The sequence below is a fragment of the Microbaculum mangrovi genome (assembly GCF_051390635.1).
Classification (GTDB): domain Bacteria; phylum Pseudomonadota; class Alphaproteobacteria; order Rhizobiales; family Tepidamorphaceae; genus Microbaculum.
Genome location: NZ_JBPODT010000002.1, coordinates 178,868 through 203,586, shown reverse-complemented (window position 1 = coordinate 203,586; position 24,719 = coordinate 178,868). Strand labels below are relative to the sequence as shown.

23 protein-coding genes are annotated in these 24,719 nt (G+C 69.4%); all 23 read right to left on the bottom strand.

Going from position 1 to position 24,719, the window contains the following annotated elements; translation table 11 throughout:
* Positions 1 to 134 precede the first annotated feature (134 nt).
* Entirely contained in the window at positions 135 to 1,535 is a 1,401-nt protein-coding gene (locus ACSF9G_RS07435; RefSeq protein ID WP_436640067.1) for a sensor histidine kinase, read from the bottom strand.
* Positions 1,536 to 1,584: 49 nt separating this feature from the next.
* Positions 1,585 to 2,265, bottom strand: a complete 681-nt coding sequence (locus ACSF9G_RS07430; RefSeq protein ID WP_436640065.1) for a response regulator transcription factor — start codon at positions 2,263 to 2,265, stop codon at positions 1,585 to 1,587.
* Positions 2,266 to 2,386: 121 nt separating this feature from the next.
* Positions 2,387 to 3,922, bottom strand: coding sequence for a Do family serine endopeptidase (locus ACSF9G_RS07425; RefSeq protein ID WP_436640063.1), 1,536 nt, complete (start codon positions 3,920 to 3,922; stop codon positions 2,387 to 2,389).
* A 196-nt stretch (positions 3,923 to 4,118) separates the two neighbouring features.
* Positions 4,119 to 4,313 carry a type II toxin-antitoxin system HicA family toxin gene (locus tag ACSF9G_RS07420; RefSeq protein ID WP_436640061.1) on the bottom strand — a complete coding sequence of 65 codons (195 nt, stop codon included), beginning with the start codon at positions 4,311 to 4,313 and terminating at the stop codon, positions 4,119 to 4,121.
* The gene (locus ACSF9G_RS07415; RefSeq protein ID WP_436640059.1) at positions 4,310 to 4,567 is read right to left on the bottom strand and encodes a DUF1902 domain-containing protein; all 258 of its coding nucleotides are present in this window, start codon (positions 4,565 to 4,567) and stop codon (positions 4,310 to 4,312) included. Before ACSF9G_RS07415 ends, ACSF9G_RS07420 begins: the two co-directional genes overlap by 4 nt.
* 98 nt (positions 4,568 to 4,665) lie before the next feature.
* The gene (locus ACSF9G_RS07410; RefSeq protein ID WP_495542734.1) at positions 4,666 to 5,886 is read right to left on the bottom strand and encodes a bifunctional alpha/beta hydrolase/OsmC family protein; all 1,221 of its coding nucleotides are present in this window, start codon (positions 5,884 to 5,886) and stop codon (positions 4,666 to 4,668) included.
* A gap of 64 nt (positions 5,887 to 5,950) precedes the next feature.
* Positions 5,951 to 6,406 carry a cytochrome c-type biogenesis protein gene (locus ACSF9G_RS07405; RefSeq protein WP_436640055.1) on the bottom strand — a complete coding sequence of 152 codons (456 nt, stop codon included), beginning with the start codon at positions 6,404 to 6,406 and terminating at the stop codon, positions 5,951 to 5,953.
* Between the two features lie 5 nt (positions 6,407 to 6,411).
* Positions 6,412 to 8,391, bottom strand: coding sequence for a heme lyase CcmF/NrfE family subunit (locus ACSF9G_RS07400; RefSeq protein ID WP_436640053.1), 1,980 nt, complete (start codon positions 8,389 to 8,391; stop codon positions 6,412 to 6,414).
* Between the two features lie 217 nt (positions 8,392 to 8,608).
* Entirely contained in the window at positions 8,609 to 9,055 is a 447-nt protein-coding gene (gene ccmE, locus ACSF9G_RS07395; RefSeq protein ID WP_436640051.1) for a cytochrome c maturation protein CcmE, read from the bottom strand.
* Between the two features lie 73 nt (positions 9,056 to 9,128).
* Positions 9,129 to 10,283, bottom strand: a complete 1,155-nt coding sequence (ccmI, locus tag ACSF9G_RS07390; protein ID WP_436640049.1) for a c-type cytochrome biogenesis protein CcmI — start codon at positions 10,281 to 10,283, stop codon at positions 9,129 to 9,131.
* A 222-nt stretch (positions 10,284 to 10,505) separates the two neighbouring features.
* Positions 10,506 to 11,951: a hypothetical protein gene (locus tag ACSF9G_RS07385; RefSeq protein ID WP_436640047.1), complete on the bottom strand. Its 1,446-nt coding sequence runs from the start codon at positions 11,949 to 11,951 to the stop codon at positions 10,506 to 10,508.
* Between the two features lie 158 nt (positions 11,952 to 12,109).
* Positions 12,110 to 12,577 (bottom strand): RT0821/Lpp0805 family surface protein, encoded by a 468-nt coding sequence (locus ACSF9G_RS07380; protein ID WP_436640045.1) that lies wholly within the window; start codon positions 12,575 to 12,577, stop codon positions 12,110 to 12,112.
* 159 nt (positions 12,578 to 12,736) lie between these two features.
* Positions 12,737 to 14,116, bottom strand: a complete 1,380-nt coding sequence (locus ACSF9G_RS07375; protein ID WP_436640043.1) for an ATP-binding protein — start codon at positions 14,114 to 14,116, stop codon at positions 12,737 to 12,739.
* Positions 14,117 to 14,207: 91 nt separating this feature from the next.
* A complete protein-coding gene (locus tag ACSF9G_RS07370) occupies positions 14,208 to 14,879 on the bottom strand; it encodes a response regulator transcription factor (protein ID WP_436640040.1) in 672 nt (223 codons plus the stop codon).
* Positions 14,880 to 14,924: 45 nt separating this feature from the next.
* Positions 14,925 to 15,371, bottom strand: a complete 447-nt coding sequence (locus ACSF9G_RS07365) for a hypothetical protein (RefSeq protein ID WP_436640038.1) — start codon at positions 15,369 to 15,371, stop codon at positions 14,925 to 14,927.
* Positions 15,372 to 15,437: 66 nt separating this feature from the next.
* A complete protein-coding gene (locus ACSF9G_RS07360; RefSeq protein WP_436640036.1) occupies positions 15,438 to 16,121 on the bottom strand; it encodes a nitroreductase in 684 nt (227 codons plus the stop codon).
* Positions 16,122 to 16,194: 73 nt separating this feature from the next.
* Positions 16,195 to 16,599: a 3TM-type holin gene (locus ACSF9G_RS07355; protein WP_436640034.1), complete on the bottom strand. Its 405-nt coding sequence runs from the start codon at positions 16,597 to 16,599 to the stop codon at positions 16,195 to 16,197.
* The gene (locus ACSF9G_RS07350) at positions 16,596 to 17,237 is read right to left on the bottom strand and encodes a glycoside hydrolase family 108 protein (RefSeq protein WP_436640032.1); all 642 of its coding nucleotides are present in this window, start codon (positions 17,235 to 17,237) and stop codon (positions 16,596 to 16,598) included. The genes ACSF9G_RS07355 and ACSF9G_RS07350 overlap by 4 nt, the downstream gene beginning before the upstream one ends.
* Before the next feature lie 75 nt (positions 17,238 to 17,312).
* Positions 17,313 to 17,834, bottom strand: a complete 522-nt coding sequence (locus tag ACSF9G_RS07345) for a TIGR02594 family protein (RefSeq protein ID WP_436640030.1) — start codon at positions 17,832 to 17,834, stop codon at positions 17,313 to 17,315.
* Positions 17,835 to 18,287: 453 nt separating this feature from the next.
* On the bottom strand, positions 18,288 to 19,058 hold the full coding sequence (locus ACSF9G_RS07340) for a DUF2793 domain-containing protein (RefSeq protein ID WP_436640028.1): 771 nt from the start codon (positions 19,056 to 19,058) through the stop codon (positions 18,288 to 18,290).
* Between the two features lie 54 nt (positions 19,059 to 19,112).
* The gene (locus tag ACSF9G_RS07335; RefSeq protein WP_436640026.1) at positions 19,113 to 23,123 is read right to left on the bottom strand and encodes a baseplate multidomain protein megatron; all 4,011 of its coding nucleotides are present in this window, start codon (positions 23,121 to 23,123) and stop codon (positions 19,113 to 19,115) included.
* Between the two features lie 3 nt (positions 23,124 to 23,126).
* Positions 23,127 to 23,696: an NlpC/P60 family protein gene (locus ACSF9G_RS07330; protein ID WP_436640024.1), complete on the bottom strand. Its 570-nt coding sequence runs from the start codon at positions 23,694 to 23,696 to the stop codon at positions 23,127 to 23,129.
* Positions 23,674 to 24,567, bottom strand: a complete 894-nt coding sequence (locus ACSF9G_RS07325; RefSeq protein ID WP_436640022.1) for a phage/gene transfer agent baseplate hub protein — start codon at positions 24,565 to 24,567, stop codon at positions 23,674 to 23,676. Before ACSF9G_RS07325 ends, ACSF9G_RS07330 begins: the two co-directional genes overlap by 23 nt.
* Positions 24,568 to 24,719 lie beyond the last annotated feature (152 nt).

The window sequence follows — 24,719 nt, the reverse complement described above, 5'->3', positions numbered from 1 at the left end:
ATTTCCGATCGCAGGCACGATGCGGGGCAACGGCGCGGGATGCAAGCGCTCCGGCCCCTGCGCTCGGGCCCCTGCGCTCGGGCCCCTGCCCTCCGGCCCCTGCGTTCAGGCCCCCTGCCCTCCAGTCCCTGCGCTCAGGCGCCGGTCGTATTGCCGCTGCCGGCGGGCAGGTCGAGGATGGCGCGCAGGCCCGGCTCATTGTCCTCCAGCCTGAGTTCGCCGCCGTGCAGCCGGGCGACGGCGGCAACCAGCGCCAGGCCGAGCCCCGCGCCGGGCGCCGAGCGGCTTTCCTCCAGCCGGACAAAGCGCTCCACGACCTTGTCGTGCGACTCCGCCGGAATACCGGGGCCGGAATCGGCGACGACGATCTGCGCACGATCGTCCTGGCAGCGCACGGACACGGATATGCCGCGCTCTCCCGCCTCCGCCGGGGTGTATTTCAGGGCGTTGTCGACCAGATTGGCGATCGCCTGGCCGATCAGCTCGCGGTTGCCCTTGATCTCCGCCTTGTGCGACGCCTCCACGGTGAGCGACTGGCCCGCTTCCTCGGCAACCGGCTCGTAGAGGTCCACCAGGTCGCGGGCGACCTCGGCAAGATCGACGGTGGCGAAGCTGGCCCCGGCCGCGCCGGCCTCCGCGCGGGCGATCATCAACAGGGCGTTGAACACCGCGATCAGCCGGTCGGATTCCTCGATCGTCGTTTCCAGCGCCTCGCGGTAGCCCTCCTCCGTCGGCTCGGCGCGCAGGGCCGCCTCGACGCGGCTGCGCAGGCGCGTCAGCGGCGTCTTCAGGTCGTGGGCGATGTTGTCGGAGACCTCCTTCAGGCCGTGCATCAGCCGCTCAATGCGGGCGAGCATGGCGTTGAGGCTTTCGGCGAGACGGTCGAACTCGTCGCCGGAGCCCGACAGCGCCATGCGTTGCGACAGGTCGCCGGCCATGATGGTACGGCTGGTCTCCGAAACCGCGTCGATACGCCCCAGGATACGGCGAGACACGTAGTAGCCGCCGCCGACGCCGAGCACGACCATCAGGACCAGGCCGAGCAGCGTCGAGCGCCAGACGATGTCCTGCAGGCGGCGGCGCTCCTCGATGTCGCGGCCGACGAGCAGGCGGAAGCCGCCGGGCAGATGGAACACGCGGACGATTGCCTCGTGGTTCGATCCGGCTCCTTCGTTGAAGCGCTCGTACCGGATCCGCACCGCGTCGTCCTCGTTCCAGACCCTGAGGGGAACGCCGGCGACGTTGCCGGTGAGCCGGTTGCCGTCCGGATCCTCGAGCAGATAGAGCGAACTGGACGGGTTGCCGGTGCGCTGGTCGATGACCTGGATGAGGCGCAGGACGCCGCCGATGCGATACTGCTCGGCCAGGCCCTGGACCTCGGCGTCGATGGTATCGATCAGCTGGCGGGAGAAGATGACCCAGGTGTTCCAGGACAGATAGGCGATCAGAAGCCCGGCGAAGACGGCGAACACCGCCAGGTAGATCAGCGAGAGCCGGAAGGCGGTCGATCTGAGGAGCTTCAGGGCTTCGAACATGGCAGGCCCTTGAAGCACCCGGAGGCGGGCCCGCGCAAGAGCGCGGTCCTCAAATCTCGCCTTCCCGGATCATGTAGCCGGCGCCGCGCACGGTGTGCAGCAGCGGGGCGGCGAAGCCCTTGTCGATCTTGGAGCGCAGCCGCGACATGTGCACGTCGATGACGTTGGTCTGCGGATCGAAATGATAGTCCCAGACGTTCTCCAGCAGCATGGTGCGCGTCACCACCTGGCCGGCATGGCGCATCAGGTATTCGAGCAGGCGGAATTCGCGCGGCTGGACGGGAATGGTGGTGCCGCCGCGCTGGACGCGGTGGGCCAGGCGGTCGAGCTCGAGGTCGCCGACCTTCAGCACCGTCTCGACCTCGGTGGAGCCACGGCGGCGGCCGAGCGCCTCGACGCGGGCGACCAGTTCGGAGAAGGCGTAGGGCTTGGCGAGATAGTCGTCGCCGCCGGCGCGCAGGCCCTTGACCCGGTCGTCCACCTCGCCGAGGGCGGAGAGGATCAGCACGGGCGTGGAGTTCTGTGTCTCGCGCAGCTCCATCACGACGGAAAGGCCGTCGCGCTTGGGCAGCATGCGGTCGACCACCAGCACGTCGTAGCTGCCGTCGCGGGCGAGTCCGAAGCCTTCCTCGCCGTCGCCGGCGAGGTCGACCGTATGACCGGATTCGCTGAGTCCCTTGGCCAGGTACTGGGCGGCTTCGCGGTCATCTTCAATCACGAGAATCTTCATCGGGCCCAGTTGTAGCGCATGGGTGGAGAAAACGGCAGGCCGGTCAGACCGGCCTGCCGTCCGGGACGGTATTGCGGCGGGGGCGAGAGGAGACCGCACCGTCCCGTTCCTTCGACCCGACCTAGGCCTTGCGCAACGACAGCGCTACGAAACGCTCGCTGTCGCCGGACTTGACCCTGAGCAGAACCGCCTTGCGGCCCGTCTCTTCGGCCTTCTCGACCGCCTTGGTTAGGTCGGCAGGATCCTTGATGTCGGCGCCGCCGGCCTCGACGATCACATCGCCGGCCTGCAGGCCCTTGCGGGCGGCTTCGCCGTCCGGGTCGACCTCGGTGATCCGCACGCCGCCTTCGTCGGCGGGAGCGAACACCAGTCCGAGCTTGTCGTTCTCGACCTCGCCCGAGGAGGACTGTTCGGGCGCGAGCGAGGCGACGCGCTGCTTCTCGACCGGCTGGGCGCCGAGCTGGACCGACAGGTCGACGGTGTCGCCGTCACGCCAGATCACCAGCTTCGCCGTGTCTTCGGGATCGAGATCACCGATCTTGCGGGCGAGATCGCGGGCGTCCTCGACCGGCTTGCCGTTGACCGACAGGATGACGTCGCCGGAGCGGATGTCGGAGTCGCCGGCCGGGCCGGTGTCGAGGATCGAGGCGACGATCGCGCCCTCCGGCTTGTCGAGGCCGAGGCTGTCGGCGATGTCCTGGCTGACCGGCTGGATCTGAACGCCGAGCCAGCCGCGGCTGACGGCGCCGGTCGCCTTCAGCTCATCGATCACCGGGACGGCGATCTCGGCGGGGATCGCGAAGGCGATGCCGACATTGCCGCCGGAGGGCGAGAAGATGGCGGTGTTGACGCCGATCACCTTGCCGTCGACGGAGAAGGTCGGACCGCCCGAGTTGCCGCGGTTCACCGGCGCGTCGATCTGGATGTAGTCGTCATAGGGGCCGGAGCCGATGTCGCGGCCGTTGGCCGAGACGATACCGGCGGTCACCGTGCCGCCGAGGCCGAACGGATTGCCGACGGCGACGACCCACTGGCCGACGCGGGCTTCTGCGTCCGCGAACTCGACATAGGGCAGATCCGTGTCGGCCTCGATCTTGAGCAGCGCCAGATCGGTCTTCGGATCGGTGCCGATCAGCTTGGCCTCATACTCGGTGCCGTCCTTGGTCGTGACCGTGATCTTCTCGGCCTCGCCGGCGACATGGTTGTTGGTCACCACGTAGCCGTCGTCGGAGATGATGAAGCCGGAGCCCTGCCCCATCCGCTTCGGACCCTGGCGCGGGCCCTTCCTGGCGTCGGGACCGCTCCCCGGACCGCCGCGGCCGAACTGATCCTCGAAGTCCTTGAAGAACCGGCGGAAGGGATGGTCTTCGGGCAGGTCCTTGAAGTCGGGCATGCCGGGCGCGTCGGTCATCGCCACCTTGGCGTCGCGGCCTTCCACCTCGACGCTGACGACGGCCGGGCTGACGGCCTCGACCAGGTCGGCGAAATCGTAGGTCTGGATCGGCTGCACCTTGGCGCTGACGTTTTCGGCGGCGGCGTGCTCGGGGTTCAGGAGCCCGGTGCCGGCCGCGGTGCCGACGATCGCCAGCGCCGCCGTTCCGGCCATCAGGGCCGACCGGATCCGCCGGGGCGCCCTATCGGAATTGAACTGGGGCATAGTGTCTCTCCTCGTGACAATCTTCGCGCGGGTCTATCGATCCCCCCGCCTTCACGAGGACTATGGGCTGCGTCGCCTTACAGCCGCCTGTCGGGCGGATTAAATATCGGTAAGGTTGGGCCGACCCGCGGGATAACGGCCGGTTAGGCGCGACTTCGATCCCGGGAGCCGGGAAAGCACCGAAAAGGCCGCGGAATCAGAAAGCTTTGGGAAGCCCTGCGTCTTTCAGGATCTTGTTGGCCGTATGGCGAGACTTGATCGTCACGGGAACGGTGAAGGGCCGGTCCGATTTGGGACTCTTCCAGATATCGTGATCGCCCCGGCCATGGCGATGAAACACGCAACCGGCCTTTTCCAGCAGTTCCCGGACGGCCTTGCCGTAATCGTTCACGCCGCCACGCTCAGCCGAACGCGTGTACTCGCGTGGGCAATGAGCTCGATGGGGAGCTCGATGGGGATCTCGCTCCGACCGCCTTCGAAACCGCCGATTTCAAGCAGGTCCGCGACCGCGCCCGGAAGCTTGTCGACCAGTTCCTCGAGCGTTTCCGCCTCGAGATTGAGACCGGGCACGTCACTCGACTCGACAAACCACACCCCGGCGTCGGGATCTCTCGCGGCTTTGACCACAATGATGTCGCGCGCCATGGGCCCTGTCTCCGGTTCATTCCCCCGCAATTTAGGCGGTATTCCCGCTCAACGCCACATGCCCCGCCCACGGAAGACCAGACCGGGCGCGCAGTGTGTCACTCGTCGAATTTCGTCACGATTGCGCTGCGGCCGTCCAGCGTGCGGTGAACCGGGCACTTGTCGGCGATCTCGAGGATCTTGGCGCGGTCTTCCGCGCTGTAGTCGCCCTCCACCGTGATGTGGCGCTCGAACCGGTCGATCTTGCCGACGAAGCCCTCCGCGCAATCCTGGCAGTCGTCGGCGTGCACCTTGCCGTGGGTGACACTGACCGTGACCCGGCCGAGCGGCATCTTCTTGCGGTCGGCATACATGCGCAGCGTCATCGAGGTGCAGGCCGCCAGCCCGATCGACACGAAATCATAGGGCGAGGGGCCGGTGTCGGTGCCGCCGACGATCACCGGCTCGTCGGCGAGCATGCGGTGCGGGCCGGCGTGGACGAATTGCTGGAACCGGCCTTCGCCGGATTCCATGACGGTCACGCCGCTTTCGTGCGAGACGACCTCGGCGGCCGGTCCGATATCGAGATAGCGGGCGACCCAGGCGGCGATGATCTCGGCGGCGAACACGGCGTCGCCGCGCCGGGTGAGCAGATGGTCGGCGCCGTCGAGCGCGACAAAGCCCTTGGGGTGCTTCGCCGCGTCGTAGATCTGGCGGGCGTTGTCTATGCCGACCACCTCGTCGGTCGGCGAATGCAGGACCAGCAGCGCGCGGCGCAGGGCGCCGGCCTTGTCGAGCAGTTTCTGGCCGCGCACGTCGTCGAGGAACTGCTTGCGGATCGTGAACGGGCGCCCGCCGAGCGTGACGCAGGCCTGCCCGTCCTCCTCGATGCGGTCGATATCGGCGGCGAAGTTCTTGACGACGTGCTCGGTGGAGGCCGGGGCGCCGACCGTGACCACCGCCTTGACCTCGGGGATCTCGCCGGCGGCCATCAGCACCGCGGCCCCGCCGAGACTGTGGCCGATCAGGATCTTGGGCGCCTCGTAGGTCCGGCGCAGCCAGTCCGCCGCCTTCACCAGGTCCTGGACGTTGGAGGAGAAGTCCGTGTTGGCGAACTCGCCCTGCGAGGAGCCAAGGCCGGTGAAATCGAACCGCAGCACGGCGATGCCGCGCCTGGCGAGTTCGGTCGAGATGCGGGCCGTCGCCGGCTGCTCCTTGGAGCAGGAAAAGCAGTGGGCGACGATGGCGAACGCATGGATCTCGCCGGCTGGCAGATCGAGCCGGGCCGCGAGCTCGTCGCCAAGGCTTCCTTCAAAGGTCACGCGTTGTCCGGGCGCCATTGTCGCCTCCTGCTTGTTCCAGAGTTGCGGCAGTATGTCGGGGGGACCGATTAGGTGACGAGGCTCAGTCCTGCGCCTCGAGCAGCGCCTCGATGCGCCGCTTCTCGTCGTCGGTGAGACTGGCCGGATCGGCGCGGCGGCGGCGGGCGGCGACGAACACGCCGATCCCGCCGAGGACGAGCAGCACCACCGGCGCCGCCCACAGGATCAGCGTCTTGGCCTCGAAGCGGGGGTTCAGCAGCACGAACTCGCCGTACCGGTCGACGATGTAGTCGACGACCTGGCCATCGCTGTCACCGGTCTGCAGCCGCTCGCGCACCAGAATGCGCAAGTCGCGCGCAAGCGGGGCATCGGAATCGTCGATCGACTGGTTCTGGCAGACGAGGCAGCGCAGCCCCGCCGATATGTCGCGCGCGCGCGCCTCCAGCTTGGGATCGTCGAGGATCTCGTCGGGCTGGACCGCCGCCGCGGACCCCGCCAGCGCGGCGAAGACGGCAAGGGCAAGGACTAGGCGGCGCATGGGACCTACTCCGCCGGGACCGGAGCCCGCGCGCGGGCGCGGCGCGGCGCGCCGACCCTCAGGCGGCGGTCGGACAGCGACACCACGCCGCCGACGGTCATGAAGATGGTGCCGAGCCAGATCAGCGTCACCAGCGGCTTGTAGTAGGCGCGCACGGCGACCGAACCCTCGCCGCTGCCCTCGCCCAGCGAAACGTAAAGCTGGCTGAAGCCCATGGTGCGAATGCCGGTTTCGGTCGTCGGCTGGCCGCTGGCCAGGTAAACGCGGCGGGTGGGATTGAGCACGCCGATCTCGGCCCCGCCCTTGCGCACGGTGATATGGCCGACCTGGTCGCGGTAGTTCGGCCCCTGATACGGCGAAAAGCCGTCCAGGGTGAGCTCGTAGCCGGCGACGTCGACGGTGTCGCCGGGCTTCATCGCGACGATGGTCTCGCTCTCGTAGGCCGTCACCGCGACGATGCCGATGACGGTGACGCCCATCCCCATATGGGCGAGCGCCGTGCCCCAGGCCGAGCGCGGCAGGCCGGCGGCGCGGCGCAGGCCGGTGGCGAGCGGACTGGAAAACAGCTTCGAGCGGAAGGTGATCTCCGAGATGGCGCCGAGGATGAGCCAGGCGCCGATGCCGATGCCGACCGGGGCCAGCACGGGACCGCCATAGGTGTAGGCGTAGACGCCGATCATGACGGCGAGCGCGATGCCGGCTGCGACCATCAGGCGCTGCGTGGCGGCATAGAGATCGCCGCGCTTCCACGCCAGCATCGGCCCGAACGGCACCGCGATCAGCAGCGGCACCATGATCGGCGCGAAGGTGGCGTCGAAGAATGGCGGGCCGACGGAGATCTTGTCGCCGGTCACGGCTTCGAGCGCCAGCGGATAGAGGGTGCCGACCAGGACCACGCCGCAGGCGGCCGTCAGCAGCAGGTTGTTGAGGACCAGCGCGCCCTCCCGGCTGATCGGGGCGAAGACGCCGCCGGTCTGCAACGATCCCGCGCGCCAGGCGAACAGCGTCAGCGCCCCGCCGACGGCGAGGACCAGGATGGCGAGAATGAACACGCCGCGGGTCGGGTCGGAGGCGAAGGTGTGGACGGAGGTCAGGACGCCGGAGCGCACCAGGAAGGTGCCCAGCAGGCTCAGCGAGAAGGTCAGGATGGCGAGCAGGATCGTCCAGATCTTCAGCGCGTTGCGCTTCTCCATGACGATCGCCGAGTGCAGCAGCGCCGTGCCGGCGAGCCAGGGCATGAACGAGGCATTCTCGACCGGGTCCCAGAACCACCAGCCGCCCCAGCCGAGCTCATAGTAGGCCCAGTAGGAGCCGACCGAGATGCCGAGCGTCAGGAAGCACCAGGCGGCCAGCGTCCACGGCCGCACCCAGCGCGCCCAGGCGGCGTCGACGCGGCCCTCGATCAGCGCGGCGATGGCGAAGGAGAAGGCGATCGAGAAGCCGACATAGCCGCCGTAGAGCAGCGGCGGATGGATCGCCAGGCCGACGTCCTGCAGGATCGGATTGAGGTCGCTGCCCTCTGCAGGCGGATTGAGAATGCGCAGGAACGGGTTGGACGTCCCCAGGATGAAAAGCAGGAACACCGCCGCGATCCAGGCCTGCACCGACAGGACGGTCGCGCGCAGGGTATCGGGCAGGTTGACGCCGAAGAGCGCGACCAGCGCGCCGAAGAAGGCGAGGATCAGCACCCACAGGACCATCGAGCCCTCGTGGTTTCCCCACACCCCGGAGATCTTGAACAGCAGCGGCTTGGCCGAATGGGAGTTTTCCCAGACGTTGACCACCGAGAAGTCCGACTGGAGATAGGCGACCATCAGCATCAGGAAGGCCGCCAGCACGAGGACGAACTGCCCGACCGCCGCGGGCGGCGCCACCGCCATCAGCGCCTGGTCGCCGCGCCGCGCGCCCCACAGGGGCAACACCGATTGCACGAGCGCCAGCGCCAGCGCAAGGACGAGAGCGTAATGACCGATCTCCGGTACCACGGCTATATTCCCTCCAGGTTAGCGGCAATCCTCGCAGCACCACTTGGCGCCTGTCCAGGGCGCATCCCAGGGCGCATCCCAGGGCGCATCCCAGGGCGCATCATCGCATTCCTCGCCCGTCCGCGCGCGACGGTGCCGTCGCTTGTCCCCGCCCCGACCAGGGCCCCGATCGCGGATCGGATCGCGGCTTCGCGGCGGCAGGCGCGGACGGTTCCGTTCACTGGGCCTGCTCCTCGGCCATCCAGTGGCCGTCCTGCTTCAGCGCGTCGGCGACCTCGCGCGGCATGTAGTTCTCGTCGTGCTTGGCAAGCACCGTGTCGGCGACGAAGATCCCGTCCGCTCCGATCGCGCCTTCCGTGACCACCCCCTGCCCTTCGCGGAACAGGTCCGGCAGCAGGCCGGTATAGACCACCGGCAGCTCGTTGGCGGTATCGGTGACGGTGAATCGCACCGTGGCGCCGTCCATCCGCTCGACGCTGCCCTCCTCGACGAGGCCGCCGAGCCGGATGCGCTTGCCGGGCGCCGTCTTGTTGGCGATGACGTCGCTGGGGCTGTTGAAGAAGACGATATTGTCCTGGAACGCCGCCAGCATGAGCCCGACGGCGGAAAACAGGACGACGCCGGCCACGCCGATCAGAACCAGGCGACGCTGCTTGCGTGTCATTCGCGATCCAACCTCTCTATCCGCCCAACGAATTCCATTCCGATACCATGCCTGCCCGATACCATGCCGGCGCTCACGAACTCTCAAGCCCGAGCGACCGGGCCGCGTCGTCGATCCTGCCGGCCGCCGCCGCGTCGTCCGGGAAGTTATCCCGCGCCGAGGTCAGGGCGTCGCGGGCCTTGTCGGGCTCCCCCAGCACAACATAGGCGCGAGCGAGCCTCAACCAACCATCGAGATCCTTGCCGTCCTCGGCGAGCCGGCCGGCCAGCCGCTCGACCATGCCGGCGATCATCTGGCCGCGGTCCTCGGCCGACATGTCCTGGGCGGCGGCGATGTCCTCGCTGCTCGGCCCGGGGGAGTTCGACCCAAGGGCGTTCGGGTCAAGGGCGCTCGGGCCAGGCATCGCGGGGCCGTCCAGCGCCGCCAGCCGCTGTTCCACCGTCGCGCGCCACGGCGCACCGGACGGGGAATCCAGCAGAAGCGCGCGCCAGAGCCGTTTCGCCATGTCCGTGTCGCCATCCTGTTCGGCAGCGATCGCGACGAAGTACCGCGCCCTCGGCATCTTCGGATCGTGCGCGAGCGCCCGGGCGAACGCCGCGCGCGCCTCTTCGCTGACGACGCCGTCGCGGGCGGTCACCAGCGCCTCGCCGAAGTCGGCCTCGCGCTCTGCGGTCGAGCCGAGCAGCCGCAGGGCGTTGGCATAGGCGTTGACGGAATCATCGAACCGGCCGAGCCGCATATAGACCGGCGCCAGCACTTCCCAGCCGCGCCCATCCTCGGGTTCGTCAGCCAGGTGGTCCTCCACCTTCGCTATCAGGATCTCGACGTCCTGCTCCTGCGGCGGACGCTCCATGCGTGCCGACAGCGGCTGGCCGGGGAGATTGGGGGAGCCGAGCACGAGATAGGTGCCGAGGCTGATGGCCGGCACCAGCACGATGACGGCCGTGACGACCGCCCGCGATACCGGAGCGGCGCTGACCCGCGCCTCCTGGGCGGCCCGGTCTGCGGCCAGAAGCCGGCGGCCGACCTCGGCGCGTGCGGCCCCGGCCTCGGAGGCATCGATCACGCCGCGCGCAAGATCGGCATCGATCTCCCGCAACTGGTCCTTGTAGACGGCCAGATCGGAGTCCTGCCCGCTCCGCGCGGGTGAGCGGCCTCGCGTCAACGGTGCCAGCACCGCCAGTATGGCGACGCCGGTCATAACCGCGAATACCACCCAAAGGACCATAGGCGCACTCCGTCCGGGGGCGGAAGGGTCTCCGCCCGACGATGCCTAGATAGCGCGTCGTCGCTGGTTTGCGAAACCGCAAAACCGTCGCACCGACGTAACAATCGCGTGGGGGCAGCTGTCGCAGGGGAATGTGGAGACAGGATGGAGCGGGTCGGGAGCGGGTCCGCGCCGGGCCGGGATGCCGCAGATCAGGCGCGGCGGTTCAGGGCGTGGGCGGGGTCAGGCAGCGGCCGAGGCGGCGTCGGCCTCTCCACCGTCTTCGTCGTCTTCGTACAGATCGAAACGGCTGGGCACGGGGCCGGCGGCGTCGCCGGAGCGCTTGAGCAGCGAGGCGTAGGTCTCGCCGAGGACCACGGCATTGATGCGCACGGCGACCTCGAGATCGCGGCGCGCGGCCTCCAGCGCGGCGCCGCTCGACTTGCGGATGTCGTGGAGGATCGCGGCATTCGCCGCCTCGATGAATGTCTCGACCTGGCCGACCACGGTTCCGAGCAGCTCGTTAACGGCGAGCTCGCCGCGATAGGGCTTGAGCGCGACCATGAGCCGCACCGCGTGCTCGGCGTCCTGGACGTCGTCGTCGGAGGCGGCACCACGCTCGCCGTCGCGGCGGCGCGGCCGCATCGCGCGGCGCACCGAGCCTGGAATGGTCTGGACCTCGGCCGACAGGATCTCCGAGGCGCGCTTGCGCTGGTCGGTGAGGCGCCGGAGCCATCCGGTGGCGTCGTCGAGCTCAATCGCGACGCCGAGACCGTTGGCGAGCGTGTAGAACCGCTTGATGGCCTCCAGCAGCCGGTCGAACTCGCCGGGGCGGCCCATATGCATAGCGATCCGGTCGGCGGCGAGTTCCACGTCCGTCAGCACGATCTCGGCGCAGGGCGCGAAGCGGCTCTCGACCAGCCGGCTGCCCTTGTCGGTGTTCTCGTACTCGGTAAGGATGCGGATGATATGGGCGGGATGCGCCAGGCGGCGATAGACCGGGACGAGCAGATAAAGCAGATCCCCGTCCACATCCCGGGTCCGGTGCACGATCTTCGCGATCAGATCGTCATCGAGATCGCCGATCGTCGCCGGCAGCCTGGCGACGACCTTGTTGATGCGCTCCTCGAGACGCATCACCGTCATGATGTCCTTCAGGTCGTCGAAGCCGCGCTGACCGTCGAGCTGCATGGCGAGCTTCATCTCGCGGCGCGGGTCGTCGGCCGCGTCCGCCAGAGCCGCCTCGATGATCGGCACGATATCGGCGCGCAGGCCCGCCATGATGCCGTTGGCGCGTTCGTCGTCGCCCGCAAGCAGGGCGGCGTTGGCGTCCTCGGTTGCCTTGTGCAGGGCGCCGCCGATCGCGTCCTCGCGCTGCAGCCAGCGCCAGAGCGCATCGAGCGATTGACGGGCGATGACCCCCTCGAGCTTCCGCGGGCCGGCTTCGTCGACCAGGAACGGCTCCAGGGGCTCGCTGAACGCCCTTTCCGGTGTGCCGGATTGCCTCGCCTGCGCCGACTCGGCCCGCATCACACCGCGCAGCAGGTCGAGAACGACCTCCTGGGCCACGTCCGCGCTGCCCTTCAGGCGCTGTGCCTCGATCTCGCTGACGAGCTTCGCGCGCAATCGCGGCGACAACGTCGCGAGATAGGATTTCACCTGCTCCAGGACCTTGAGGTCGGCGGTCATGCTTGACGTCCGTTCGCGGCTGCACGCGTCGGTTGGGGCAACGCTTCGGCGCGGAATGGTCGGTGGCGCGGCTTAAAAAAAGCTGAAATCCCCTTCCCTAAGGGCAAAAAAGGGGAGGCGATGCCTCCCCTTTTCCGGATTTCGGCTGCCGGAAACGGTCAGGAAACGGTCTGCCAGGTGCCGTCGGGCATGCGGCAGGCGGTGCCGCGGCCGACTTCCGGCTGCCCGTTGACGTAGATCGTGTGGGTGTAATCCCGGCAATCGCTGCCGCCGCGCTGATAGGGCGCGCCGGGGACGACCTCGCCATAGACGTCCTGGTCGGGCTCGCGCCAGACCACCGGCGTGTTCGGCGGACCGTACTGCAGCGCCTGGTATTCGGCCTCCATGGCGCGGCGGCGCGCGTCCTCGTCGACGGAGGCGCCGATGCGGTTGCCAATCAGGCCGCCGACGGCGACGCCCGCCACCGTGGCGAGTGCCCGGCCGCCGCCGGAGCCGAACTGGTTGCCGATGATGCCGCCGGCGGTCGCGCCGACCACCGTGCCGAGCGTCTCGCCGCCGCGATCGCCGTTGCAGGCGGCGACCGACAGGCCGAGCGCCGCTATGGCGACGAATTTCGTCAGATGCATTTCTGTTTCTTCCTCATCATTTGCCAGCGGTGCAGCCCTGCGCGCCGGTCGTTTGGGCAATAGGCGACGCCCCGCGAACGTCGGAAGCCGGACCTTGCGGCGAATTGGGGCGGAACGATGACTTTCGCGGGGGTTTTGGTGCGGGATTTCGACCGGGGGTCAGGCCGCCGGCAGCCGCAGCATGGCGCGCAACCCGCCCAGCGGCGAGCGCGACAGCGCGAAGCTGCCGTTGTAGAGCTCGGCGAGGTCGCGGACGATCGACAGGCCGAGGCCGGAGCCCGGCTGGGTCTCGTCGAACCGCCGCCCGCGCCGCATCGCGTCCCGGCATTCCGCCTCGCTCAGGCCCGGACCGTCGTCCTCGACGACGATCTCGAGCAACTTGCGGTCGCCGTCCGGGGCCTGCCGGCAGCTCAGCCGCACCCGCGACGCCGCCCACTTGAAGGCGTTGTCGACGAGGTTGCCGAACAGCTCCTCCAGGTCCTGGCGCTCGCCCTGGAAGCGCGATCCCGCCTCGATATCGACGGTCAGGTCGATGTCGCGGTCGGCGTAGATGCGACCCATGGCGCGGGCGAAGGTCGCGGCCACCGGCTCGACCTCCGTCACCGCGCTGACGACGCCGGCGGACGCGGCGACGCGGGCGCGGTCGAGATAGTAGTCGATCTGGTGGCGCATCAGCCCGGCCTGCTCGACCACCTTGTCGCCGAGCGGCCCCTTCTCGCTGCGCGCCTCGTTGGTGATCACCGAAAGCGGCGTCTTCAGCGCGTGGGCGAGATTGCCGACCTGGGTGCGGGCGCGCTCGATGATCTTGGCGTTCGACTCGATCAGCGCGTTGATCTCGGCGGTCAGCGGCGCGATCTCGCGCGGATAGGCGCCGGTCAGGCGTTCCGCCCTGCCCTCGCGGATGCCGGACAGCGCCGCGCCGACCCGGCGCAGCGGCCTGAGGCCGAGCCGCACCTGCGCGACCGTGATGACGACGATGCCGACGCCGAGCACGGTGAACACCGCGACCAGCAGGTTCCGGTAGGCGGCGATGTCGGCGTCGAGCTCGCCCAGATCGGCGGCCGTGGCGAAGGCCAGCCGATCGCCCGTGCGGTCGAAGAGGACAAGCTGCTCGACGGCGCGCAGGGTCTCGCCGTTCGGCCCCTCGATGTCCATCACCCGGCGAAACGCGTCGTCGAAGGGCGCTTCCTCGGTGTTCTTCAGCCCCAGCCGTCCGCCGGCGAGCGAGGGCGAGGCGATCGCCTGATCGCTGCGTCCCAGGCGGATCGCCTGCCAGTACCAGCCGGAACGGAAGGTCTCGAACCGGGGATCGCCGAGCTGCGGCTCGCCGTAGATCCGTCCATCCTCGTCCTGCTGGATGGCGGCGACAACGTTGAACAGATGCAGGTCGAGCAGGGTCTCGAAATTGCGCTCCAGTCCGGCCCGGTAATAGGAGACCAGCACGAAATAGGCGGCGGCGAGCGCCAGCAGGCTCCACACCGCGGCCAGAACGAACAACCGCAGCGCGAGGGATACCGGCTGGCGTGACGACGCGCTCATCGCGACATCCCGACTGTACGCCGGGCCGCGACGTCGATCGCTGCGTTTCTGGCGGAGAGCACCTTGGCCGGAACCGCGGTGTTCGGCGCGCTCAATCGGCGGCCGCAGGCGCGGCTATGGAATAGCCCAGGCCCCGCACCGTCTCGATGATATCGGTGTCGAGCTTCCTGCGCAGGCGGCCGACGAAGACCTCGATCGTGTTGGAATCGCGGTCGAAGTCCTGATCGTAGAGATGCTCGACCAGCTCGGTGCGCGACACCACCCTGCCCTGATGGTGCATCAGGTAGGACAGCAGCCGGAACTCGTGCGAGGTCAGCTTGACCGCGTTGCCGTCGACGGTGACGCGCGAGGAGCGGGTGTCGAGGCGCACCGGGCCGCACTCGATCTCGCTGGAGGCGTGGCCGGCGGCGCGGCGCAGCAGCGCGCGGATGCGCGCCAGCACCTCCTCCATGTGGAAGGGCTTGGCGACATAGTCGTCGGCGCCGGCGTCGATGCCGGCGACCTTGTCGGACCAGCGGTCGCGCGCGGTGAGGATCAGCACCGGCATCTTGCGGCCGTCGGCGCGCCACTGCTCGAGCACGCGGATGCCGTCCATCTGCGGCAGGCCGATGTCGAGCACGACGGCGTCGTAGGGCTCGGTATCGCCGAGGAAATGGCCTTCCTCGCCGTCGAACGCGGTGTCGACGGCATAGCCGGCGTCGGCCAGCGCGGCGACGAGCTGGCGGTTCAGATCCTTGTCGTCCTCGACGACCAGAATGCGCATCGTGGTGTTTCCCTTAAGGTCCGGCCTCGAAACTGTCCGGCCCGGTCAGTCGGCCGGAACCGTGATCTGCTTGCGCGTCGGCGGCTTGCGCCCGCTCGGGTCCTTGATCAGCACGGTGACCACGCACAGCGTGCGGTTGCCGCGCTGGACGACCCGCGGCGCGCCGATGACCTGGCCGCCCTGCGCGGCCGCCGCCTGGGCCGCCGCGGTGCCGCAGCCGTCGCCGGCAAGCCGCATCGGCGCGGGCATCGGCGCGGGCGTCGGCGCGGCAGGCGTGGCGAGGCTCGGAATGCCAGCGACACCGGCCGGGCCGGTCGTCCCGATTCCGAACTCGGCACCAAGGCCCGCACCGGTCTCACCGGCGCCGATTTCCGCGCAATTGTCTCCGAGCCCGCCGGAGCACGCAAGCGCATTGCCCGGCGTCGCCGCGGCGATGCCGGCGAGCGCGACAAAGAGAGCGGCGGCAAGGCCTATGAGCGCGTTCCTGTTCATGGGCCGGAACCGTAGTGTCGCCTGGCTGAACGTCGGATGAATGGGTCGTTCAGGTGTGTCGGGTGCTCAGAATCCCCGGAAAACGGCGAAGTCGTCAACCTCCGCGCGCTCGGTGCGCCAGTTGTTGACCGGATGGTCCATGTCGGCGTGGCCGAGCGCGATGCCGCAGAACAGCATCATGTTGTCGGGCAGTTCGAGGAAATCGGTCATCGTCTTGTGCCAGAAGGTCCAGGCTTCCTGGGCGCAGGTGTGCAGGCCGTGCTCGCGCGCGAGCAGCATGACAGTCTGGCAGAACATGCCGACATCGGCCCATTGCGGCGGGCCCATCTGGCGGTCGATCGAGACGAAGATGCCGACGGGCGCGCCGAACAGCACGAAGTTGCGGGCATATTGTCGATAGCGCGCCGGCCGGTCCTCGCGCGGGATGTCGAGCGAGGCGTAGAGATCGGCGCCGCACTTGAAGCGCCGGCCGGTATAGGGCGGGCTCAGGGGCACCGGGTAGACCTGGTATTCGGCGCCTTCGGCCAGCGGCAGGGTATCGAAGCGCGGGGTGATGCGGCCGAGCAGATCCTCCAGCGCGTCGCCGGTGACGACGTGCACGTGCCAGGGCTGCAGGTTGCCGCCCGACGGCGCCCACCGCGCCGCGTCGAGGATGGCGCGGACGGTGTCTTCGGGCACCGGCGTATCGAGGAAGGCGCGGCAGGACATGCGCGAACGGGCCGCGTCGGTGATCGTCAGGGTGTTGGACAAGGCGGGAAAGCTCCGGCTGGGGTCATCTTTGGCGGGGAACCTAGCGGCAAAGCGGCACGAGCGCCAACCGCCCTCACCTGTCCCTGCCCGTGAACACCTTTTCCAGCGACCGCCCGCCGATATAGCCGCCCATGCCGACGACGAGCAGGGTCCACAGGCCGTCGGGCACGGCCTTGAGGCCGACGACCTCGTCGAGCGGCACCTGCAGGATCGCGGCGAGGATCGGCACGGCGACGGCGTGCCAGACGAGCAGGCCCATGCAGACGATCATGAAGAGCGGCCGCCAGTTGCGCTGCAGCGGGCCGCCCCGGGCTTCCGTCGTGATGATCTCGGCCTGCGCCTCGGCCAGGCGCGCCTCGGCGTCGGAGGCCGCCTGCCTGAGCTCGGCCTCGATGCGGGCGCGCTCGGCCGGGTCGGGGATCACCCGCCTGACGATCTCCAAGACCGGGCCGAGGAAGGGGGTAAGGGCGCCGATCATCGTTTGCCTCCCGTGAGGATCGCCCGCAGCAGGACGGCGAGCATGGACCAGATGCCGCCGGCCGGCGGCGCGCTGTCGCGGCCGTCGCCGCGAGGATCCGGTGGCGTGGTCGCCGCCGCCCCGTCGCGCGCCATCGCCCGGGCCGCGCGGCGCACCTCGCCGACGCGGCGCTCCCAGCCGCGGCCGAACACCGCGAAGGTGCCGAGCGACCGCAGGAAGGCGAGACGCACGTCGCAGATGTCGTCGATCAGCCGGGCGGCATCGGTGGCCGCCGCCGCGGCAAGCGTCACCGGGCCGACGATACCGTCCTGGGGCACGCGCAGCGCGGCCTGAAGCCATCGCGCCGCCCGCCCCGGCCCGGAATTCACCGCGGCGTCGAACACGCAGTAGTCGACGCCGGCCGGCAGGTCGTCGGCCAGGATCGCGTCCCAGTAGCGCGCCCTGTAGATCGCGCCGGCCTCCGCCCGGGTCAGGCGGCGCACATCGGTCGCGGTGACGCGCGCGCCGCGCCAGGCCGACAGGGTGGCGCCGGTGATGCCGTACTTGGTGGCGCCGCCGGGATCGCGCGGATGGTCGGCATAGCCGCCCTCGTGGCGGAACACGTGCGGCAGCGCCGCCTCGAAGCCGTGCCGGGCCATCGCGGTCTCCCTGCAAAAGCAAAAAGGCCGCCCCGGAGGACGGCCTTTTCTGATTAGGTCGAGTGGGTGGGGCGATCAGGGCCGCCGGTACCCCAGCACGCGCGACTTCGGATAGGTGCCGATGCCGACCTTGCGGCCGTGGTTTCCGGAAATCAGCTCGATCTTGCCGTCCTTCCAGCCCATGAAGTAGCCGACATGGCCGCCACCCCGCCGGGCCAGGACGACGATGTCGCCCGGCTGCGGGTTGGAGACCGGCTTGCCGTAGGCCAGATAGGACTTGGAGGAGCGGGAGCCCGTGCCTTCACGGCCGATCTTCTTCTCCACCAGGTTCATGAAATCCGCGCACCACTGCGAGCGCTGCCCGGTCGGGTTGCCGCCGAGATAGCGGCGCGCCACCGAGATGGCCTGCGTGCGGCCGACCCCGGTGGTGAAACCGGCGGTCTTCGTATCCTTGGGCGAGAAGGTCAGCGTGACCGCGGACGGATCGCCGTCGAGGATACGCGCGGATGCCGGCGCCACGGCGAACGAGGCGACGACGGAGGCCGTCGCCAGCGCGGTTACATGAAGGCCCAAACGCCCCAGCGAAATTCCAGTCATACTCAGTTCCGTCGCTGGTTACACAAAGCGCCCCGGCTTCAAGGGCCGTGACGATGCGCATTTGCTAACGAAATATGACCAGAATTTGAAATATTTTTAGAAATTTTTCGGAAGTCTATATCTTAAGGTTACCACGCAATCCCAACCAAGACTCCGCACGACTCGCCAACTAGTTTTCATTTTTATGTATTTTTTTAAAGAATACATTATTTACTATACTTAATAGTTTATGTTGCGCCGTAGCACACCCCATATATTGTCCCGGCGAAATACTTTTGATCAAACGATAAAGAAACACCGGAAATCTTTGAAATCAAAGCATAAAGCGGCGGACCTGCGGGCCTTTTTCCGCCGCCGGCCGGTCGCGCGGACGCGTCCCCGGCTCCTCCGCGACGGCCATCGCGACCGTTTACACTTCCACTTGCGGGGCCGTTTACTGGACCGGTTCCGGCGTCACGCGCCGTAGACGGCCTCGCCGCGGAAGACGCGCGCCACGCCGCTGGTCACCTCGGCGGTGCCGAGGGTTCCGAGCGCGCCGCTGCCGTTCGCGACGATGACGATGTTCTGATGGCTGGCGACCGGCACGGTCAGCAGCGCGCTCGTGCCGGCGGGATAGGAAACCGGATTGGCGCCGCCGTGCTGAAAGCTGCCCAGCCCGTCGCTGGCGACCGTCACCGGCAGGCCGGATATCCGGAACTGCCCCGAAGCCGTCGTATGGGTCGGGGTGAAGGACAGCACGAACGTGACGAAGACGGTGTCGCCGACGCGGATGTAGGTGCCGGTCTGGGTGGAATAGGAGACGCTGACGTCGCCGGGCGTCTGAAAGGTGACGGCCGGCGTCCAGGTGCCGGCCTCGATCGCGACGGCGCCGCCCGTCGTCAGCGCCTCCCAGCCGGTCGCCGTCAGCACGTAGAACGCCTCCTCGTCGTCCACCCAGGCGAGCCAGCCGACGCCGTCGCCCGCGCCGGGCAGGAAGGAGCGCCAGGCGCCGTCCTCGTAGCGGGCGATGCGATCCTCCCAGCCGGTCCAGGCGCCGGTCGCGCCGGCGGCGACGATGTAGCAGTCGCCCTCGGCGGGACTGCCGGGCGGGGCGGAAAGATCCTTGTCGACGACGCTGAGCTGCACCAGCGTGTCGAGGGCCACTAGCGCCTCGTTGTGGGTGACGTGCTTCTGCGCCTGCGCGGCGGCGATCTCGGGGAGACGCAGTCTGGCGGTTTCTGCCATCGTCCAGCCTTTCCGGTTGTCCCGGTTTAGTGGCCCGGGTCTAGTGGTTCGGTTCTAGTGATCCCAGGTCAGGGCCTCGGCGGCGGCGCCGGCGCCGAAGCTCGCGGACATCTGGCGGACGCGGATCGGCACGGTCCATTGCGGCGAGCCGAAATCCGCCGTCTGGGCCGCGGCGGTGTAGAGGTATCGCGGCTCGGTCAGCGCCACGGCGCGCAGGACGGTACCGCCCGGCGCGTCGAGGATCTCCAGTTCATAGGCTTCGCTGTCTTCCGCCAGCGGCACCTCGGTCTGGTTCCAGGAATCCCCGCCGATGCGGGTGCGCCGGATCCAGGCGAGCGTCCAGTCGCCGGTCGCGGGATCGCGCCGGCCCGTCAGGCGTACCGGCGCCAGTGGCCGCCTGCCCTTGCCGGCCATGGTGACGGTGTGGGCGCCGAAGGACGCATCGGAGACGTCGCGGGTCGCCGGGCCGACGCGCCAGGTGTAGGGCAGGCCCATGTCGGCATCGGACAGGTCGGGCTGCCGCAGCGCGGCGTTGAGGACCAGCACGCGGGCGCCGGCGGCGACCGGATCGCGCATGGCATGCTCGGAGCCGCGCTGGCCGCGCAGCAGCAGCGACAGCTTGTAGCGGTTCACGTCGATCAGCTCGGCCGTCTGGAACTGCACGATCTCCCATTCGCCCTCGGCGGTCTCGACCGCCAGCGCGTTGGCGCCGGCCAGCACGTTGATGGCCTCGGCCGATGCCAGCGTGCCGGCCTCCAGATCGACATAGAGATCGTTGACCCGGTCCCAGCGCCACAGGGGGCCTGAGTAGAAGTCGAAGGCCGTCGTGCCGACGGTCGCCGGGGTGGGGAGCATCGTATCGAGCACGAAGCCGGTCTCGGCCGGGCTCTTGTAGACCGCGACGCTGCCCGGCCACGGCGCGACGAAGGCGGCGACATAGCCGGCATGGGGGTCGTCGGCGTCCTGCAGAAGCGCGCCGTCGAGGAACACGGCCAGGGGCGCACCGAGCGCCGGCACGCTCACCACCGGCCGCGCGCGGCGCGGCATCGCGGCGGCGTCGAACAGGTTCGCCTCGACGCGCACGGCGCGCAGGCGGCGATAGGCACCGTCGTCGATCTCGGCGATGCGCCAGGTCTCCTGGCCGTCGGCGTCGCCGCCGGGTGCGAAGCGGATCACGTCGCCCGGGTCCAGATCCAGATGCGCCGGCGGCAGCGCGAACTCCAGCCGCTCGCGCCCGACCCAGGCGTCGAACAAGAGCGTCTCGGCCAGGGCGCGGGCGCGCGCCTCGCCCATCACCACCGGCAATGAGACCTGCTCCACCCGCATCGAGCCGCCGTCGGAGCGGCGCGCCTCGACGCCGCCGCTCAGGTCGTCGTTGACCGGATCGCCGTAGCTGATCTTCACGGCATCGGGCAGCTCGGTCTCCTGGCCGCGCGTGCGGGCGTAGCGATCCGTGCCGACCGAGCCGGAGCCGCCGTCGGGCGCGCCGATGTCGACGAGGTCGTCGAGGCCGACGTCGCGGATCACCGGCGCGCCGATACGGGAGGCGAAGCGCAGCTTGCCCTGGCTCTCGAAGGCCTGGAACAGGTAGGCGGGCTGGATCGCGTCGAGCACGGCGCGGATCGACATCAGCCGGTCGACGACCACCGCATCGGCGACGCCGGCCATGTCGCGGACGTCGCGCAGCGACAGCGGAATGTCGTACCGGGCGAGCAGGTGGTTGACGGTCTCGCGCGCCGGCGCGGCGCCGAGGCGACCGGAGATCCAGTGGCCGTATTCCCAGTTCGGCGCGTCCGCCCAGGTGGTCTCGTCCTGCGGGAACGACGGCCCCATGCGCGCGTCCCACGCCCACACCGCCATGCGCTCGCGGTTGACCATGCGGCCGGAATAGACGCCCGACGACGGGTTGTTGGCGGGGTCCGTCCAGTAGTCGAGCATCGCCTGCAGGTAGGCGCGCTGGGCGGCATCGTCGCGGGCGCCGGACGAATAGTGCGGGAGGACGCTTTCCGACGATTTCGGGTCGTAGAACACGTTGGGCTGGTTCGGCCCCTTGTCGACCGCCGGGCAGCCGAATTCGGTGAACCAGATCGGCTTGCCCTCGGGGGTCCAGCCGGTCGGGGCGCCGCTCTCGCTGCCGCCGGGGCGGTCGTGGTGCGCGTTCTCCCACCAGCCGCGGATGTCCTTGTTGCGGAACACCCAGGGCTTGCCGTAGGCGCCGTCGGCGATCGGGGTGCGGATCTGCGCGTCGCGGTCGGCCTGTCTGGCGTAATACCAGTCGTAATACTCGCCGCCGGCGATATTGGCCGTCAGGTAGGCGCGGTCGTGGATCGACGTCGGACCGGTGTTGGCATAGTCGAGGTGATCGGTGCCGTCGCGCCAGTCCGACAGCGGCATGTAGTTGTCGATGCCGACGAAATCGAGCTCGGTGTCGGACCACAGCGGATCGAGGTGGAAATGGACGTCGCCTGAGCCGTCGGCTGGCCGGTGCGAGTGATATTCCGACCAGTCCGCCGCATAGCCGAGCTTCGTGCCGCCGCCGAGGATCGCGCGCGCCTCGCCCAGCAGGTCGACCAGCGCGTCGACGAAGGGATAGGCGGACGCCGAAGACCGCACCGTCGTCAGGCCGACCATCTCCGAGCCGATGGTGAAGGCATCGACGGGCGCGCCGGCCCGGGCGGCGAGATCGGCCAGCGTCGCCATGTGCAGGACGAAGCGACGATAGGACCATTCGGCCGGGCCGGTATAGTCGACCACCGTGCCGAGCGAGGCGGCGAAATCGGAGGCCTGCGCCGTGCCGGCGAACGTCGCGACCTGGGCCGCCGCCGCCGCTGTCCTGTCGGGCGACCCGGCATGGCCCGGCGCCGGCGAACAGGTTATGCGGCCGCGCCAGGGATAGGTCGGCTGGCCGGTCGCGCCGGCATTGTCGGAATAGGGATCGGGCAGCGCGTTGCCGGCCTCGATGTCCATCATCACAAAGGGATAGAGGGTGACGTGATAGCCGCGCGCCTTCAGCTCCTTGATGCAGGCGATCACGGAGGCGTCGTTCGGCGAGCCGCCGAAGGCGGGAATGTCGCCGGGCAACTGGCTCACCAGGTCGGCGGTGGCCCGGTCCTCGCCCGCCACCCGCCAGGCATAGGGCATGCCGTCCTTCATCGTCGTTTTGGCGCGGTTCTCGACCTTCGGCCTGATCTCGCAATGCCCGCAGCGCAGGTCGGTGCCGAACCAGGCGACCACCAGCACGATCGAGTCGCAGTTTTCCGCGACGCTGCCGAGCAGGTCGAGCGAGGCGACGAGATCGGATGGCGCTTCCAGCGTGTGCCGGTTGTCCGCCGTGTAGCTGGCCTGCCCGCTCAGCCGGTTGACGGTGCCGGGATCGTAGCCGAACTCGGTGGTGCCGGGGATCAGCGCCACGGCGGGGACGAGCGGCTCGAGGTCGCCGACGCAGCGGTAGACCTCGGCGGTGATCACCGGCATGCGGTTGCCGTAGGTCTCCAGCGCCATGTTCTCGAACACCACATAGGCGACGCCCCGGTAGCCGGGCGTCGCGTCGGTCCCCTCCTTGGCCTCGATCAGGCTGTCCCGGCCCTGGTTCGACCGGCCCCGGTGCTTGCGGATGACGACATCGTCGGACTCCTGGTCGAGCTCGCGCCCGTCGGCCCAGATGCGGCCGATGCGGTCGACCGGCCCCTCGCACAGGGCGACGGCGAAATTGGCGAAATACCTGTAGGTCGTCGTGCTGCCGCCGCCACCGCCCAGGCCCTTGCCACCGCCGCTGTCGTCGGTGACGGCGTCCTCGCGGAACCGGGTCGCCCAGATCATCTGGCCCGACAGCCGGGTGCGGCCGACGAGCCGCGTCATCGCCGCGCCTTCCGTGGAGCCGGTGATGTCGACGGCGGTCAGGCGCGGGCCGACCCGGTCGGGCCGCGCTGCCGTCGACGCCAGCAGCGTCTGGTCGACGGCGGCGCCGGCGAGCCCGCCGAGCGCGCGGCCGATCACGGCGCCGGCCGGGCCGCCGATGGCGCCGCCGATCACCGAGCCGGCGACGGAAAGCAGAAGCGTTGCCATGGTCTAGTGCTCGAGTCCGGGAAAGGAAAAGGCGCCGATGATGCGCCGGCGCCACCAGGGCGACAGGGTGACTTCGCAGACCGGCGCGCCCTCCTGGGCGTGGACGAAACGGTCGCCCTCACCGGTCGCCCCGCCACCGTCCGCGCCGCCGGCCGAGCCGCCGGCCGAGCCGGCCACCGCAGAGACGATGCCGGCGTGCTTGGCGACCTTGCCGCCGCGGATGCGGAAGACGACCACGTCGCCGGGGGCGATGGCCCGTGGCGCGATCTCGACCAGGTGCCGCCGCGCCGTTTCGATCAGCGCCTCCTTGCCGGTGACGCTGCCCCAGTCGCGGCTGTAGGCGGGCACGGCTTCGGGCTCCGGCCCGTATAGGGCCCGCCAGACGCCGCGCACGAGGCCGAAGCAATCGCAGCCCGCGCCCTTGCGGCTGGCCTGGTGATGGTAAGGCGTGCCGATCCAGGCGCGCGCCTCGGCGACGATCGCGGCCCGGCTGACCGTCTGGTCGACCGCCTGGGCGGCCGACCGGACGAGCGGCCGGCCGCGCCGGGCCTCACCTGAAGAAGCTGCCGCCATCGTTCTCTCCGGTCTGGCCGACGACATAGGAGAAGGCCCGGTCGTTGCCGGGCATGTGCGGGAACCCGCGGAAGTTCAGCACGTTGTCGAACTTCGCCTTGCAGGTCCCGATCGTCTTGTCGCAGCCGGCGGTGACGGTGAAGGCGTCGCCGGCCGCAATCGGCAGCGGCGCGCGCTGCCACAGCGTCAGCGCCGCCCCCTCCGCCGTCCTGCGATGGGCGCGGATTTCGGCCCCGGTGCCGGCGTTGGCGCCCGACGTCCAGGTCAGGCGGCCATACCGGAACCAGCCGTCGTTGTAGGCGTCCAGGCCGCCCGTCGAGACGACCCGGTTGTCGCTCACCGCCGTCACCGCCGCGCTGCCCGTGTAGGCGGCGGTGTCGAGATCGACGCCGCAGCGATGGTCGCCGACCACCGCGTCGCAGGTGCGCTGATAGGTGGGCCCGACGGTCTGGTCGAGCGCATGGGCAAGGCCGCGCAGCTCGGCGGTGAAGGCGAGCTCGCCGCGCGTCACCTCGCCGATGGCGCCGGAGCGCATCAGCAGCCGTTGGCCGGGTTCGGCCCAGTTCACGCGCCAGACCTCGATGGCCGCCCCGTCGTAGCGGCCGGCGCGGATATCGGCCTCGGTGATCGCCGCCGACGACAGCGCGCCCTCGACATCCAGATTGTCGACCGACAGGCCGAGGCTGGAGGCGATCTCGCTCGCCACGAACCCGCTCGCCGCCTGGTAGGTCACGCCGCCGAAGGAGATCGGCCGGTCGTGATCGGTGAAGCCGAGGACGACGCCATCGGTGCGGCTGACTTTCCAGCACCAGCACAGCGTCGTCACCGGCCCGGCGAGATGGGCGGCCAGCGCGGAGGAAACGGTTTTCATCGGACTACCCTTCGCTGTGCGGCGTGCAGCCCCCGCGTGGATGGGCTGCATGGGTCCCGGATCAAGTCCGGGACACGAGGCTTTTCGGGTGGCATGGCCGTGCCAAACAGCATGGCCGCGTGCCCCGGACTTAATCCGGGGCCCAAGGGGAC

What these genes read in the sequence shown, in the direction of transcription:
- ACSF9G_RS07365 (WP_436640038.1), bottom strand. Translation starts at nt 15,371, where the DNA reads ATGAACAGGAACGCGCTCATAGGCCTTGCCGCCGCTCTCTTTGTCGCG.
- ACSF9G_RS07430 (WP_436640065.1), bottom strand. Translation starts at nt 2,265, where the DNA reads ATGAAGATTCTCGTGATTGAAGATGACCGCGAAGCCGCCCAGTACCTG.
- ACSF9G_RS07335 (WP_436640026.1), bottom strand. Translation starts at nt 23,123, where the DNA reads ATGGCAACGCTTCTGCTTTCCGTCGCCGGCTCGGTGATCGGCGGCGCC.
- ACSF9G_RS07330 (WP_436640024.1), bottom strand. Translation starts at nt 23,696, where the DNA reads ATGGCGGCAGCTTCTTCAGGTGAGGCCCGGCGCGGCCGGCCGCTCGTC.
- ACSF9G_RS07405 (WP_436640055.1), bottom strand. Translation starts at nt 6,406, where the DNA reads ATGCGCCGCCTAGTCCTTGCCCTTGCCGTCTTCGCCGCGCTGGCGGGG.
- ACSF9G_RS07410 (WP_495542734.1), bottom strand. Translation starts at nt 5,886, where the DNA reads ATGGCGCCCGGACAACGCGTGACCTTTGAAGGAAGCCTTGGCGACGAG.
- ACSF9G_RS07345 (WP_436640030.1), bottom strand. Translation starts at nt 17,834, where the DNA reads ATGACTGGAATTTCGCTGGGGCGTTTGGGCCTTCATGTAACCGCGCTG.
- ccmI (WP_436640049.1), bottom strand. Translation starts at nt 10,283, where the DNA reads ATGGTCCTTTGGGTGGTATTCGCGGTTATGACCGGCGTCGCCATACTG.
- ACSF9G_RS07415 (WP_436640059.1), bottom strand. Translation starts at nt 4,567, where the DNA reads ATGGCGCGCGACATCATTGTGGTCAAAGCCGCGAGAGATCCCGACGCC.
- ACSF9G_RS07435 (WP_436640067.1), bottom strand. Translation starts at nt 1,535, where the DNA reads ATGTTCGAAGCCCTGAAGCTCCTCAGATCGACCGCCTTCCGGCTCTCG.
- ACSF9G_RS07350 (WP_436640032.1), bottom strand. Translation starts at nt 17,237, where the DNA reads ATGGCCCGGCACGGCTTCGAGGCGGCGCTGCCGCACGTGTTCCGCCAC.
- ccmE (WP_436640051.1), bottom strand. Translation starts at nt 9,055, where the DNA reads ATGACACGCAAGCAGCGTCGCCTGGTTCTGATCGGCGTGGCCGGCGTC.
- ACSF9G_RS07340 (WP_436640028.1), bottom strand. Translation starts at nt 19,058, where the DNA reads ATGGCAGAAACCGCCAGACTGCGTCTCCCCGAGATCGCCGCCGCGCAG.
- ACSF9G_RS07375 (WP_436640043.1), bottom strand. Translation starts at nt 14,116, where the DNA reads ATGAGCGCGTCGTCACGCCAGCCGGTATCCCTCGCGCTGCGGTTGTTC.
- ACSF9G_RS07385 (WP_436640047.1), bottom strand. Translation starts at nt 11,951, where the DNA reads ATGACCGCCGACCTCAAGGTCCTGGAGCAGGTGAAATCCTATCTCGCG.
- ACSF9G_RS07325 (WP_436640022.1), bottom strand. Translation starts at nt 24,567, where the DNA reads ATGAAAACCGTTTCCTCCGCGCTGGCCGCCCATCTCGCCGGGCCGGTG.
- ACSF9G_RS07425 (WP_436640063.1), bottom strand. Translation starts at nt 3,922, where the DNA reads ATGCCCCAGTTCAATTCCGATAGGGCGCCCCGGCGGATCCGGTCGGCC.
- ACSF9G_RS07380 (WP_436640045.1), bottom strand. Translation starts at nt 12,577, where the DNA reads ATGCATCTGACGAAATTCGTCGCCATAGCGGCGCTCGGCCTGTCGGTC.
- ACSF9G_RS07370 (WP_436640040.1), bottom strand. Translation starts at nt 14,879, where the DNA reads ATGCGCATTCTGGTCGTCGAGGACGACAAGGATCTGAACCGCCAGCTC.
- ACSF9G_RS07355 (WP_436640034.1), bottom strand. Translation starts at nt 16,599, where the DNA reads ATGATCGGCGCCCTTACCCCCTTCCTCGGCCCGGTCTTGGAGATCGTC.